This window comes from Altererythrobacter sp. C41 (assembly GCF_016803135.1).
Classification (GTDB): domain Bacteria; phylum Pseudomonadota; class Alphaproteobacteria; order Sphingomonadales; family Sphingomonadaceae; genus Pelagerythrobacter.
On sequence record NZ_JAEVFE010000004.1, the window covers coordinates 73668 to 87878 of the forward strand.

The window sequence follows — 14211 nt, forward strand, 5'->3', positions numbered from 1 at the left end:
GGCGCGCGATAGCGCCCTTCATAGCGCGCGCGGGTCGCAGAACGGAATTCGATGGATAGATATTCGCCCCCAAGCCGCACGAGCGGTTCCTTCAAGTCGATCCTTGCCGTAGCGGCTGCAGCGTTCCTGCTCGGTGCGCTGGCGGTCGGCTACTTCGCCTGGAATTCCGGCTTCCACTTCGGATGGGAAAGCGCGCCCGATCCGGCCGAACAGCCGGTGGAGGCGACGCCCGAGCCCCTGCCGATGCTCTCGCCCACGCCGACCCCGTCCCCGACCGCATCGGAAGCTGCTGCGAGCGATACGGTGGAGCGGGTGGCGGAACAGCAGGGTGGCATCGACCAGCGCCTGGCTGCGGCGGAACAGCGTCTCGCGCGTCTCGACCTCCAGGCTCAGGCGGCCGCGGGCAACGCGGCGCGCGCGGAAGGGCTGCTGATCGCGTTCGCGGCACGGCGGTCGCTCGATCGCGGCGCGGACCTCGGCTATCTCGCCGACCAGCTCCGCCTGAGGTTCGGCGATGCAAAGCCCAATTCGGTCGAGACGGTCATCGCCTTTTCCCGCAATCCGATAACGGTCGACGTGCTCGTGGCCCGTCTCGAAGGGCTCGCGCCCGAACTGACTGAGGCGACCGACGATCCGCTGATCGAGCGTATCGGGCATGAATTGAGCCAGCTCTTCGTCATTCGCCGCGAAACCACGCCGTCGCCGCGGCCCGAGCGGCGCATCGAACGGGCGCGGTTCTTCCTCGAAAGCGGGCGCGTGAACAAGGCGATCGAGGAAGTGCGCAACCTGCCGGGCGCCGAGCAGGCGCAGCGCTGGATCGACGATGCGGAGCGTTACGTCGCCGCGCAGCGTGCGCTCGACCTGATCGAAACCTCGGCCGTGCTCGAACCCCGGCGCCTGCGCGACGGGACGGGCAATACTATCACTCAGCCGAGCCCGGCGAGCAGCCCCGAAGAGCAGTAGCCGCTTCGGTCAGGCGCGCATCAGTTCGGGCACGTCGCCCGAAACGCCGCGCGCCTCGTCCATGAACCAGTGCTTCGGGGCGGGCACGCGCTGAACTCCCGCCATGCCGAAGCGGCGCACGGCCGAAGCGGTGCGTCCCGGAATCCCGAACAGGCGAGTTAGCCCGTCGGTCGCCAGCGCGACCATGAATGCGTCGAGCCCGCGCCAGCGTTCGTAACGCGCCAGAAGTTGTGCATCCCCCGGATCGAGCCCGAGCCGCATCCCTTCTATCAGTACTTCGACCAGCGCCCCGACGTCGCGCAGGCCCAGGTTGAGCCCTTGTCCCGCGATCGGATGGATGCCGTGCGCCGCGTCGCCGACCAGTGCCAGGCGCCGGTCCGCCACGCGGGCGGTATGGTGGAAGCCGAGCGGGAATGACGAGCGCGGTCCGACCCGGCGGATCTCGCCGAACAGATCGCCCATGCGCTTTTCCACTTCCGCCAGGAAGGCGCGGTCGGACAGCTTGAGAGTACCCGCCGCGTCCTTCTCGTCGACGGTCCAGACCAGCGCGCTGCGATGCGAGCCGTCGTCTCCGTCGCGCATCGGCAGCAGTGCGAAAGGGCCGGCCGGATAGAAGATTTCCCACGCTACGCCGCCATGGGGCTTGGCATGTTCAAGTCCGGCAATGATAGCGCGGTGGCCGTATTGCCACTTTGCCACCTTGACACCGGCTTCTTCCCGCGTGGGTGACATCCTGCCCTCGGCGCCGACCATCAGCGCGGCGCGCAAGGTGCGTCCGTCGGCCAGCGTGGCGGACACGGCATGCTCTCCGCGTTCGCGCGCGGCGACCTCGGTTTTCGCGTGCCAGGCGATCAGCGGCTCGGCCGCAGCGGCTTCGAACAGGGCGAGCCGCAGCGTGCGGTTGGCGAACATGCGCCCGAGCGATCCTTCGTAAGTCGCAGGCTGGAAATCGATCCGCCCGGGCTTGAGCTGGTCGCTCACCGCGATCGATTCGATCCGGCAGCCGTGCGGTTCGAGCGCCGGGGCGAGACCGATGTTGGTGAACAGGTTCCAGCTCGCGGTGGAGATCGCGCTCGCGCGCCCGTCGAAACCCTCGGCAGTGAGGTCCGCCGGATCGGCGCGGTCGACCACATGACTCGACAGCCCCTTGCGTGCAGCGGCAAGAGCCAGCGTCATTCCCACCAGGCCACCGCCCAGGATCAGCAGATCGCGCTTGTCGTCCATCGCCTTCTCATTGCAGGAATCTCCGCGCCGTCCTAGGACGGCGCCCGTGACCGAGGCAAGGACAATGGGCGGAGCGCGAACCTGGCTCGCATCCATCGCGCTGGCGCTCCTCGCCGCATTCGCGCTGCTTGCGTCTTCCGGGGCGGACGCCCAGCCGCAGGTGACCGACGACAACATCGCGGCGGAGATCTTCGCCGACGGTCCGCCGGAAGCGGGCGGCGAGTGGCTCGTCGCGCTGCGCTTCACGCCCCGCTCGGACGAATGGCATGGCTACTGGTCCAACCCCGGCGACGCGGGGCTGGGGATGGAGCTCGCTTGGGAACTGCCGCGCGGCTGGTCCGCGGGCGAGCCGCTCTACCCGGTGCCGCACCGGCTCGTGCTCGGCGGATTGATGAACCACGTGTACGAGGGGCGCTACACGGTTCTCGTGCCGATCCGCGTGCCGCGGGGCGCGAATCTCGAGGACCTCGAGCCGATTTCGCTGACGGCCGACTATCTTGCCTGCACGGACAAGATATGCGTGCCGCAGCGTGCGGTGCTCGAACTCGATCCGGCCGCCGCCGAGGAGGACCCGCGCTTCGTCCGTTGGCGTGCGCAGATCGCGCCGATGCTCGACAGCCGCGCGAACTTCGCGGTCGAGGACGAGCGGCTGCGCATCGGCATTCCGCTGCCGGCCGACATGGAGCTGTCCGATCCGCATCTCTTCCTGGAAGAGCGTGAGCTGGGGAAGGGCAGGCGGCCGGCCTATGCGGACGAGCAGACCTTCTTCCGCGACGGCGACCTGCTCGTCGCGGAAGTACCGCTCGACCAGCTCAACCTCCCGTCGGAAATCGTGCGCGAGCCGACGCCGCAACGAATCGAAGGAATTCTCGCCTTTTCGCGCGATGTGGGGGTGCGCTTTACCGCGGTGCCGGGCGCTGTCCCGAGCGCCGGCAAGCCCGTCGCCGCCGCCGACACGCCGGCACTGTGGCTGCTGGTCCTGGGCGCGCTTGCAGGCGGGTTGTTCCTCAACGTCATGCCGTGCGTGTTTCCGATCCTGAGCCTCAAGGCGCTGAGCCTCGCTCGCGCCGGCGAAAGCCAGGCCGACGCGCGGCGCGAGGGCTTCGCCTATACCGCCGGGGTTCTGGTCGCCTGCATCGGGCTCGGCGCGCTGCTGCTGGCACTGCGGTCGGCAGGCGAGGCGGTCGGCTGGGCCTTCCAGCTACAGGAACCGGCCGTGGTGATCGGCCTTCTCGTGCTTGCGACGGCGATCACCGCCAATCTTGCCGGACTGTTCGAGCTACCCTCGATCGCGCTGACCCGCGGCGGCGAGCCTGCAGGGGCTTTCGCTACGGGGCTCCTCGCCGCATTCGTCGCGACGCCCTGTACCGGGCCGTTCATGGCGGCGGCGCTCGGCGCCGCGCTGATCCTGCCGCCGCTGGAGGCGCTGCTGCTGTTTGCGGCCCTTGGTCTCGGGCTGGCGCTGCCCTTCCTTGCCATCGGTCTCATTCCCGCACTGCGGCGAATGTTGCCGCGGCCGGGCGCGTGGATGGCGACCTTCCGGAAGGTCATGGCGGTTCCGATGGCGCTTACGGCGCTTGCGCTGCTGTGGCTCTGCTTCCGTCTCGGCGGCGATGAGCTCGGCTGGGGCGCGGCCGGACTGGTGGCGATCATCCTCTGCATCCTGCTCGTCGCCGGGCGGTGGACCGGCGCGATACGCCAGGCCGCGTTCGTCGCGGTTCTGTTCGTCGCCACGCTCGGCATCGGGTTCCTGCCAAATCTCGCGAGCGAAGAAGTCGAAGTTGCCGAGAGTCTTCTCGACCCGGTCGAGTTCAGCGAGGGTGCGCTTGCGGAAGCCCGTGCCAGCGGCAGGCCGGTGTTCGTCTGGTTCACCGCCGACTGGTGCGTGAGCTGCAAGGTGAACGAGAGCGTCGCGATCGAGCGCGAAGCCACCCGCGAAGCCTTCGCCAAGGCGCGCGTCGTCACGCTGCGCGGTGACTGGACGCGGCGCGATCCGGCGATCACCGAATTCCTCGCCGATCACGGCGCGGCGGGCGTGCCGCTCTATCTCTGGTATGCGCCGGGAGAGGACGGGCGGCAGCTCCCGCAGGTGCTCGGCCCCGATGCGCTGGTCACTCTGGCTCAGGCGGTACCGGTTCGTCCGGCGAACGTTCTCCACGACACGTCTCAATCAGGTGCCGCGGGCGTTCGCTCGGATTGAGTTCGACCGACCCTGCGCCAGGAACCGTCGCCTCGACCCGCCGCCGGCCGGTCAGCACGTCGAGATCGGGATCGTCGGCCGCGGCATAACCCTCCCACAACCATGCCCGCCCGTTCCACGTCGCGTCGACATGGAGCCGTGTGACATGGCCGTTGCCGATCAGAGCGAGAATCCCCTTGGCCTCCGGATCGGCCGCAGCGAAGCGGGTGACGTGGATGCGCTGGCCGTCATCCCCTTCCTCGCAGGCAAGCGCCATCAGCGGTGCCTCGCCGGGCTTGCCGTAGAGGATGCGGCCGGGCCGATCGCTTTCGGCCCACAGCGCCCCCTCGGTATCGGGGGAGGGGATAGGCTCGCTCGCATACATGCGCGCCTCGTCGAGCTCGACGCGGGCCACGTAGTCTTCGGCCGCGGGCGGTTTGCACGCGGCCAGCGCGATCAGCGCGGCGGAAATGGCGAAGCGGCCGTCCAAGATGTCAACGTGCGCGGATGAAGGCGCGGACGTCTTCCGAGAGCTTCCGCCGATCCTCGTCGCGCACATACATCATGTGGCCGGAGTCGTAATATTGCCACTCGATCCGGTCCTGCGGGAAGCCGGTGCGGGTTAGGGCATATTCGGCCGCGAAGAACGGGGTGGCGAAGTCGTACCATCCCTGGCCGACGAAAATGCGCATGCCGGAATTCTCGCGCATCGCCTTGCCGAGATAGGGGGCGACGTTGAGATAGGCGTTCGTGTCGCGTCCGCCCTCGAGCCGCCAGTCCCACGGCCCGACATAACCGATCGTCACGTAGTCGCGCTCGGTCTCGTAACCCAGCGTGTCGCGCATGAAGTGATTGACCGCGGCGGTATAGCCGCCGTCGATGCCGTAGAAGCTCGGGTCGTTGTCGGGGTGTTCGCCCGCGTTGTCGTAGTCGACGCCGGTGTAGCGGCTGTCGAGACGGCCGACGGTCAGGCCGCGGTCGCGCAGCAGTTCCTTGTAGAACCGGCCGGAGGAGACGCGCAGGTCCGCCTGCTCGAGGAACTCTTCGGACAGGCCGGTGAAACGCGCGAGCTCGGCGCGGACGGCGGTGCGCTCCTGAGCGCTCGCATTCTGACCCTTGAGCAGGAAGGCGGCATAGGGGCCGATGGCGAACTGGCGCGCCTCCTCGACGAACTGCTCGACCGACGGGGCGGTGGCCTTGCCGTGGTAAAGCGCCGTCGCGGCCATCGAGGGGAGCGTGGTGATGTAGCCGAGCTCGGCACCTTCGGTCTCGGCGCCCGCCCCGAAGTCGAGCACGGTGGAAATCAGGATTACGCCGTTGAGCGAGACATCGTTGTAGGCGCCTTCGAGCTCGTGAACGACCGCGGCGGACCGCGTCGTGCCGTAGCTTTCGCCGCCGAGAAACTTGGGGCTGTTCCAGCGGCCGTTTTCGCTGAGCCACATCCGGATGACCTTGGCGACCGACTCGGCGTCCTTGGTAACGCCCCAGTATTCCTCGCCCTTGGTGTCCCCGATCGTGTGGCTGAAGCCGGTTCCGACCGGATCGATGAAGACCAGATCGGTTACGTCCAGCAGCGAATCGGGGTTGTCGAGGATGGGATAGGGCGGGGCGCCGTCGTCGCGCGCGTCGGAAGGGATGGCGACCCGCTTGGGCCCGAACGCGCCCATCTGCAACCAGACCGAGCCGGAACCAGGGCCTCCGTTGAACAGGAACGTCACGGGCCGCGAAGGATCGCGCGGCTCGGCGACATAAGAGGTCGTGACGATGGCCGCCTTGGGCGTGCCGTCCTCCCCCTTGAGAACCTGCTCCTCGACCGTCGCGGTATAGCGGATCGAACGCCCCCCGAAGGTGCCGCTGAGCGTCTCCGAAGCGGAATTCGCCTCGTATGCTATCTCCGCCTTCGCGGCCGGTTCGGCCTCATCCGTCTGCGCGGTGATGGGCGAGGAAAGGGCGAGCGCGGCGGTTGCCGCAAGCAAGGTCCGGAAAATCATGCGGGGCTACTAGGGCAGCCGGCCCGGAAGATGCAATAAATCGCGACGGATCATCGACAGGCTTCGACGAACAAGCGCTCTTCCCACCCTTTGCCCCCCTTCGAATCGTGCGGGCGCTACCGTCCCCACTTCCGCTGCGTCTTGCCGTAACGCAGCTTCCGCGTCCCCGGCTTACCCTCGTTGCTGCGGCCGACGAGGGGCGCTTTCTTCTCGCCGTCCGCCAGGCCGAGTTCGTCGTTCTCCAGCCGCCGAATCTCGTCGCGCAAGCGGCCGGCTTCTTCGAACTCGAGGTTGGCGGCTGCTTCGCGCATGCGCTTTTCGAGATCCTCGATGTAAGCGCGCAGGTTGTGGCCGACGAGGTTGTTGCGCTCCGCGTCGCCGGTATCGATCGTCACCCCGTCCTGCGCTGCGGTATGCGCGACGATGTCTGCGATCTGGCGGCGGATCGTCTGGGGGGTGATGCCGTGTTCCTCGTTGTAGGCGCGCTGCTTCTCCCGTCGGCGTTCGGTTTCCGCCATCGCGCGCTCCATCGAACCCGTAATCCGGTCGGCATAGAGAATAACCTTGCCATCGACATTGCGCGCGGCGCGGCCGATCGTCTGGATCAGGCTGGTCTCCGAACGAAGGAAGCCTTCCTTGTCGGCATCGAGAATGCAGACGAGACCGCATTCGGGGATGTCGAGCCCCTCGCGCAGCAGGTTGATGCCGATCAGTACGTCGTAGACCCCGAGGCGCAGATCGCGGATCAGCTCGATACGTTCGAGCGTTTCGACATCCGAGTGCATGTAGCGCACCTTGACGCCCTGCTCGTGCATGAACTCCGTAAGGTCCTCGGCCATGCGCTTGGTGAGCGTGGTCACGAGCGTACGGTAGCCTTTGGCCGCCACCGCCTTGGCTTCGGCGATGCAGTCCTGCACCTGATCCTCCACCGGGCGCACTTCGACCGGCGGATCGATCAGGCCGGTGGGGCGGATCACCTGCTCGGCAAAGACGCCGCCGGTCTGCTCCATCTCCCAGTCGCCCGGCGTGGCGGAGACGGCAAACGTCTGCGGACGCATGGCGTCCCATTCGTTGAAGCGCAGCGGGCGGTTGTCGATGCAGCTCGGCAGACGGAAGCCGTATTCGGCCAGGGTGATCTTGCGCCGGTGGTCCCCCTTCGACATCGCGCCGATCTGCGGGATGGTCTGGTGGCTCTCGTCGACGAACAGCAGGGCGTTGTCGGGCAGGTATTCGAACAGCGTCGGCGGCGGTTCGCCGGGCAAACGGCCGGTCAGAAAGCGGCTGTAGTTCTCGATCCCCGCACAGCTTCCGGTGGCGGCGATCATTTCAAGGTCGAAATTGGTCCGCTGCTCCAGACGCTGCGCTTCGAGCAGCCGGCCTTCGGCGTGCAGTTCCTTCAGCCGCTCCTGCAGCTCGAAGCGGATCGCCTCCATCGCCTGCTTCATCGTCGGGCCGGGAGTGACGTAGTGCGAGTTGGCGTAGACCCGCACCCGGTCGAGACTGGCGCCCTTGGTGCCGGTGAGCGGGTCGAACTCGCTGATCTCCTCGATCTCGTCGCCGAAGAAGCTGATCCGCCAGGCCATGTCCTCGTAGTGGCTGGGGAAGATCTCGAGATTGTCGCCCCGCACGCGGAAGTTGCCGCGGGCGAAGGCTGCGTCGTTGCGCTTGTACTGCAGCGCGACGAGCTTGCGGATGATCTCGCGCTGGTCCTGCATCTCCCCCTTCTTGAGGTCGAAGATCATCGCCGAGTAGGTCTCGACCGAGCCGATGCCGTAGAGGCACGAGACCGAGGCGACGATGATCACGTCGTCGCGCTCCAGCAGCGCCCTGGTGGCCGAGTGGCGCATCCGGTCGATCGCCTCGTTCACCGAGCTTTCCTTCTCGATGTAGGTGTCGCTCCGGGGCACGTAGGCCTCGGGCTGGTAGTAGTCGTAATAGCTGACGAAATACTCGACCGCGTTGTTCGGGAAGAAGCTCTTGAACTCGCCATAGAGCTGGGCCGCGAGGATCTTGTTCGGCGCGAGGACCAGGGCCGGGCGTTGCAGTTCCTCGATCACCTTTGCCATGGTGAAGGTCTTGCCGGAGCCGGTGACGCCGAGCAGAACCTGCGTCTGCTCCCCTTCCTTCGCGGTCCCTACCAGGTCCCGGATGGCGGTCGGCTGGTCGCCAGACGGCTGGTAATCGGACACCAGCTCGAACCTGCGGCCGCCCATGCTCTTTTCAGGTCGTTGCGGCTTGTGCGGTGTGAAACCTCCCGAGGTGTCGGGCTCTTCCAGTCCTCTGCGAATGACGAGTTCGGCCATGGCCCGGGATATGGGCGAGCGCGGGGCGGACGGCAAGCGCTTGGCAGGCTGCGCGTCGGTTGATAGCTAGCGTGCAACGGGGACCCAGCAAGGAGCGATCGAATGCGTGCATTGGTCATGGTTACCGGCTGCGCGCTTGCGCTTGCCGCGTGCGGCAGCGAGCCCGATCAGTCGAAGACGGCCGAGGAGGTCATCGAAGCAGCCGACGAGTTGGTGAAGCCGCTCCCGGGGCTCTACCGCAGCAGCGCCGAAGTCATCGAATTCGAGATTCCCGGCATTCCTCCGGAACAGGCAGCCCGGATGCGCGACATGGCGGCCGGCCTTCAGGGGGAGCAGCGGACCCAATGCCTGACCGAAGCCGAGGCCGAGGAAGGTTTCCGGCGGGTGGTCAAACGCCTGGGGGAAGGGCAGGACGGTATTACCTGCACGTTCTCCCGCTTCGAGGCGGCTGGTAACGATCTCGACGCGGCGCTCACCTGCAACGGGCCGAGCGGGGTCGATGCGGAGATGACGATCGACGGTACCGTCGAGGAAGAACGGAGCCGCATGCGAATGGCCATGAGCCAGCAATCGGGTGCGATTCCGGGCGGCGAGATGCGCATGACGATGGAGGTCGTGTCGGAACGGATCGGCGACTGCCCCTGATCGAAGGTAAAACCGCACGGGGAACGGCGCCGTTCAGCCAGCGTTAGCCAAATGAGCATAAGTTGCATTTTGATGGCAACGCTACCGGCCCCTTCTTCGTTCGCACAACTCCCCACAACGCGGGAGGAACTGGCGCTGCGCTGGGAGCTTGCGCGCGAGGCGGATCCAGAGGCGAACGGCGGGCCCAAGTTCCGGTATCTGATCGGCGAGCTGTCGCATCTTGCCGAGCCGGTCGTCCGCCCGTTCCGGCGGATCGATATCCCGGCCGCTGCTGCCTGCCGCACCGTCATGCTGCTGCCGGGTTTCGCGACGCACCCGGTTCGCATGCGCTACATGGCGCGGCTGCTCGAACAGGCGGGGCACAAGGTGAAACGCTGGGGCCTGGGTTTCAACTTCGGGCCGACGGAAGAGAACGTCCAGTATCTCGAACGGCGGCTGATCGAAGTGCACGAGCGCTATGGCCGCGAGGTCTATCTGGTCGGCTGGAGCCTGGGCGGCCTCTTCGCCCGCGAAATCGCCAAGCGTCATCCGGAGCGGGTGGCGAAAGTGATCACCATGGGCTCCCCCTTTTCGGGCAATCCGCGGGCCAACAATGCCTGGCGCGCCTACCAGTTCGTCACAGGCCACCGGGTCGATCAGCCGCCGATCGACGCCAACCTGCGCGAGAAGCCGCCGGTGCCGACCATCGCGTTGTGGAGCGCCCGCGACGGCATCGTCAGCCCGCGCAGCGCGCGCGGCCGCGATAGCGAGCGTGACCGGGCCGTGGCGCTGCGCTGCACCCATCTGGGCTTCACCTCCTCGCCCCAGGCCATTCAGGCCGTCCTGCGGGAACTCGAAGCCGACTGAACCTTTTCCTACACGATGGGGGCGGCCTGTCGTGGGACGTGAACCGCACCGGATAGCGATCCAGGAGGTTCATGTACGAGGCGGACGGCAGATTCGACGAAATGCGAACCGGCGATGGGACGGTCCGGCCCGCCTACAAAGAATACCGCCACTGGTTCGATCAGCAGGACTCCGCTTTCCTTTCGCGCAAGCATCGCGAAGCGGAGATCGCGTTCCGCCGCACGGGCATCACCTTCAACGTCTATGGCGAGCATGAGGCGGAAGAGCGGCTAATCCCGTTCGACATGGTGCCGCGCATTATCACCGCGGACGAATGGCGCCGGCTGACGCGGGGCATCGAGCAGCGCGTGTGTGCGATCAACGCCTTCATTCACGACCTCTACCACCGGCAGGAAATCGTCCGTGCGGGGCTGCTGCCAGAGAGGTTGCTGCGCGACAATTCTGCCTGGCTGCAGAACATGGTTGGGTTCACGCCGCCCGGCGAGATCTACACTCATGTCGTTGGCATCGATCTCGTGCGCACCGGGCCGGACGAGTTCTTCGTGCTGGAGGACAACGCGCGCACTCCTTCGGGTGTCAGCTATATGCTGCAGAACCGGGAAACCATGATGGCGATGTTTCCCGAGCTTTTCACGCGCGTGCCGGTCCGCACGGTGTCGGACTATCCGCGGCGGCTGGCGAAGAGCCTCGCGGCCTGCGCACCCGCGGCGACGGAGGGCAAGCCGACCGTCGCGGTGCTCACGCCCGGGATCCATAACAGCGCTTATTTCGAGCACGCCTTCCTCGCCGATCAGATGGGCGCCGAACTGGTCGAGGGCAGCGATCTGCGGGTGACAGGCGGCCGGGTCGCCATGCGCACGACGCGCGGGTACGAACCGATCGATGTCCTCTACCGCAGGGTGGACGACGATTTCCTCGACCCGCTGACCTTCAATCCCGACAGCGTGCTGGGGGTGCCGGGCATCATGGACGTCTATCGGGCCGGCGGGATCACCATTGCCAATGCCCCCGGGACCGGCGTGGCCGACGACAAGGCGATCTACAGCTTCATGCCGGAAATCGTGGAGTTCTACACCGGCGAGAAGCCGCTGCTGCCCAACGTCCAGACCTGGCGGTGCGCCGACCGCGACGGGCTCGCCTACGTGCTCGACAATCTCGATGAACTGGTGGTCAAGGAAGTCCATGGTTCGGGCGGCTACGGCATGCTGGTGGGTCCGGCGGCCTCGAAGCGCGAACTGGCGGCCTTCCGCCGCAAGCTGAAGGCGAAGCCGCAGAACTATATCGCGCAGCCGACGCTTTCGCTTTCCACATGCCCGATCTTCACCCGGCGCGGCCTCGCCCCGCGGCATGTCGACCTCAGACCGTTCGTGCTCGTTTCGCCAGAAGGGATCGACATCGTCCCCGGCGGCCTCAGCCGGGTCGCGATGCGCAAGGGTTCTCTGGTGGTCAATTCGAGCCAGGGCGGGGGCACCAAAGACACCTGGGTGCTCAAGGACTGATGCGGAGGATCCTGCCTTGCTAGGCCGCACCGCGCATGGCCTGTTCTGGATGTTCCGCTACCTGGAGCGGGCGGAAAACACGGCTCGTCTGCTCGAGGCGGGCTTCCACATGGCGCTCACCCGCGACGTCGCCACCGCCGAAGAGGAGTGGCGCTCCGTCGTCGAGGCGTTCGGGCAGCGTGCCGGATACGAGATCAAGCACGGCACCTACACAGGGCACCAGGTCTGGAACTACCTCCTGCGCGACCCCGACAACGCGATGAGCGTGCTCGCCCTGATCGGTGCGGTGCGGACCAATGCGCGCGCGGCGCGCAACGCGATCAGCGGAGAGTTGTGGGAAGCGATCAACGAGAGCTGGATGGAGATTTCCGGGCTCCTCGCCCGGCCGGTGGCGCAGGGTAGCGTGGGCGAGGCAGTGCAGATCATCCGCCGCGCGGGCACCGCGGTTCATGGCGCGATGAATGGCTCGATGCTGCGCAACGAAGGGTTCCATTTCGCGCGTGCCGGCACTTTCGTCGAACGGGCCGACTGCGTCGCGCGTATTCTCGACATGAAGTACTATCTGTTGCTGCCGTCGCTGTCGTACGTCGGGTCGAGCCTCGATACGGGGCAATGGGATCAGGTGCTTCGCTCGGTCTCGGGCGACCGTGCGTTCCGGTGGCTCAATGCCGGACAGATCGACGCGCGGGGGATCGTCGAATTTCTCGTGCTCGACGACCGTTTCCCACGCAGCGTCGCTTTCTGCCATTCCGCCCTGCGCGAGGAGCTGGCGGCGCTGGCGCGGCTTCACGGCGCGGAGGGGGAGAGCAATGCCCTGATGCGGGAGAGCGCCACGCGGATCGCCGACCTCACGATCGAAAACATCTTCGAGACGGGCCTGCACGACTTCCTGCTCGAATTCATCACCTGCAACCGCGCGATCGCCGATGCGATCGCCGACGATTACCGGTTTCTGAGCTGACCGATGCGCCTCTCGATCCGCCATCGAACCCGCTACGTCTTCGCTGAACCGGTGGTTCATGCGCTACAGCGGCTGCGCATGACGCCCAAGGCGACCCAGGGGCAGGCGGTCTCGTCCTGGAACATGGAGTACGAGAACGCTTGCGAGGAGCTCACGTACGAAGACCAGCATTGCAACGCGGTGACTCTGATTTCCATCGAGCAGGGGGCGCGGGAAGTCGTCGTCGGTTGCAGTGGCATCGTCGATACCTGGGACCAGGCCGGCGTTATCGGCCACCATTCGGGCCATCTGCCGCTTTGGAGCTTCCTCGCACAGACTCCGCTGACACGCCCGGGAGCGAAGGTGCGCGCCTTGCTACGCGACATCGAGTGCAAGCCTGACGAGAAGCTCGATTTCCTGCACGCTCTCTCCCAGCGCATCCGCGATATGGTCGAGTACCGCGCCGGATCGACCGGGGTGACGACGACCGCCGAGGAAGCGGCAGGCGCTGGCTGCGGCGTGTGTCAGGATCACGCGCAGATATTCATCGGCGCGGCTCGCCTGCACGACATTCCTGCGCGTTACGTCAGCGGCTACCTGATGATGAACGACCGGATCGATCAGGAAGCGACCCACGCCTGGGCCGAGGCGCACGTCGACGAGCTCGGCTGGGTCGGGTTCGACATCTCCAACGGGATCAGTCCCGATGCGCGCTACGTCCGCGTAGCCACTGGCCGCGACTACCGTGATGCTGCCCCGGTCACCGGCGTCAGCTTCGGGGTTGCCAGCGAGGACCTCCACGTCGATGTGGCCGTCGAACAGCAGCAGATGGAACAGCAGCAATGACCTATTGCGTCGGAATGGTGCTCGACAAGGGCCTCGTCCTGATGAGCGACACACGCACCAATTCGGGCGTCGACAACATCTCGGTATTCCGGAAGATGTTCCACTGGCACAAACCGGGCGAGCGGATGCTCGCGGTGATGACCGCTGGCAATCTCGCGACGACGCAGGCGGTCATCAGCTATCTCGAGCAACGCACCAAGATTCCGGAGGAACGGCACAATTCGCTGCTCGAGGCGCCGACCATGTTCCAGGTCGCGACCGAGATTGGGCGTCTGCTGCGCGCGACGATCGAGGAACGGCAGGAGGCGAACGCGGATCGGGGGCGGGGCCGCTTCACCGCCTCGATCATCCTCGCGGGACAGATCAAGGGCATGGAGCCGCGCCTGTTCCTGGTCTATCCCGAGGGCAACTTCATCGAGGCGAGCTTCGACACGCCTTTCTTCCAGATCGGCGAGACGAAGTACGGCCGCCCCATCCTGATCCGCGGCTACGACCGCACGATGAGTTTCGAGGACGCGGTGAAGCTGCTGATGGTTTCGTTCGATTCGACTCTCAAGGCCAACCTCTCGGTCGGCCTGCCGCTCGATCTGCTGGTGATCGCCCGCGACGGTTTCGAGCCGACGCACGCGCGCCGCATCACGCATGACGACCCTTATTTCGAGGCGATCTCCTCGAGCTGGGGGAACGAGCTGCGCAAGGCGTTCCACGCCCTGCCGGACTACAGCTTCTATACGGGCGACGAATAGGCGCTCCTGCGGATCGGGGCAGCACGTAG

At 66.4% G+C, this 14211-nt stretch carries 12 protein-coding genes; 8 read left to right on the forward strand and 4 right to left on the reverse strand.

What is annotated here, in order from left to right; genetic code table 11:
* Window positions 1–51: 51 nt before the first annotated feature.
* Window positions 52–963: a hypothetical protein gene (locus tag JNO53_RS08965; protein WP_203109902.1), complete on the forward strand. Its 912-nt coding sequence runs from the start codon at window positions 52–54 to the stop codon at window positions 961–963.
* 9 nt (window positions 964–972) lie between these two features.
* Here JNO53_RS08965 and JNO53_RS08970 read toward each other — a convergent pair whose 3' ends face one another.
* A complete protein-coding gene (locus tag JNO53_RS08970; RefSeq protein WP_203109904.1) occupies window positions 973–2187 on the reverse strand; it encodes an FAD-dependent monooxygenase in 1215 nt (404 codons plus the stop codon).
* Between the two features lie 64 nt (window positions 2188–2251).
* Here JNO53_RS08970 and JNO53_RS08975 point away from each other — a divergent pair, with 64 nt between their 5' ends.
* Window positions 2252–4387: a protein-disulfide reductase DsbD family protein gene (locus JNO53_RS08975; protein ID WP_203109906.1), complete on the forward strand. Its 2136-nt coding sequence runs from the start codon at window positions 2252–2254 to the stop codon at window positions 4385–4387.
* Here the strand turns inward: JNO53_RS08975 and JNO53_RS08980 are convergent.
* The 3 genes from JNO53_RS08980 to uvrB all read right to left on the reverse strand — a co-directional run bounded on the left by JNO53_RS08980 (window position 4299) and on the right by uvrB (window position 8660).
* Complete coding sequence (locus JNO53_RS08980) at window positions 4299–4856, reverse strand: hypothetical protein (protein WP_203109908.1); 558 nt, start codon at window positions 4854–4856, stop codon at window positions 4299–4301. The two genes, JNO53_RS08975 and JNO53_RS08980, sit on opposite strands and share 89 nt — an antisense overlap.
* Window positions 4857–4860: 4 nt before the next feature.
* Complete coding sequence (locus tag JNO53_RS08985; RefSeq protein ID WP_203109910.1) at window positions 4861–6357, reverse strand: S10 family peptidase; 1497 nt, start codon at window positions 6355–6357, stop codon at window positions 4861–4863.
* 116 nt (window positions 6358–6473) lie between these two features.
* Entirely contained in the window at window positions 6474–8660 is a 2187-nt protein-coding gene (gene uvrB / locus JNO53_RS08990; protein WP_203109912.1) for an excinuclease ABC subunit UvrB, read from the reverse strand.
* Between the two features lie 102 nt (window positions 8661–8762).
* Here uvrB and JNO53_RS08995 point away from each other — a divergent pair, with 102 nt between their 5' ends.
* The 6 genes from JNO53_RS08995 (at window position 8763) to JNO53_RS09020 (ending at window position 14182) form a co-directional block, all read left to right on the forward strand.
* Entirely contained in the window at window positions 8763–9305 is a 543-nt protein-coding gene (locus JNO53_RS08995) for a DUF3617 domain-containing protein (protein ID WP_203109914.1), read from the forward strand.
* Between the two features lie 72 nt (window positions 9306–9377).
* A complete protein-coding gene (locus tag JNO53_RS09000) occupies window positions 9378–10151 on the forward strand; it encodes an esterase/lipase family protein (RefSeq protein ID WP_203109916.1) in 774 nt (257 codons plus the stop codon).
* 71 nt (window positions 10152–10222) lie between these two features.
* Window positions 10223–11650, forward strand: coding sequence for a circularly permuted type 2 ATP-grasp protein (locus JNO53_RS09005; protein WP_203109924.1), 1428 nt, complete (start codon window positions 10223–10225; stop codon window positions 11648–11650).
* A 16-nt stretch (window positions 11651–11666) separates the two neighbouring features.
* The gene (locus JNO53_RS09010) at window positions 11667–12611 is read left to right on the forward strand and encodes an alpha-E domain-containing protein (RefSeq protein WP_203109926.1); all 945 of its coding nucleotides are present in this window, start codon (window positions 11667–11669) and stop codon (window positions 12609–12611) included.
* A gap of 3 nt (window positions 12612–12614) precedes the next feature.
* Window positions 12615–13436: a transglutaminase family protein gene (locus tag JNO53_RS09015; protein WP_203109927.1), complete on the forward strand. Its 822-nt coding sequence runs from the start codon at window positions 12615–12617 to the stop codon at window positions 13434–13436.
* Entirely contained in the window at window positions 13433–14182 is a 750-nt protein-coding gene (locus tag JNO53_RS09020; protein ID WP_203109929.1) for a proteasome-type protease, read from the forward strand. The genes JNO53_RS09015 and JNO53_RS09020 overlap by 4 nt, the downstream gene beginning before the upstream one ends.
* Window positions 14183–14211 lie beyond the last annotated feature (29 nt).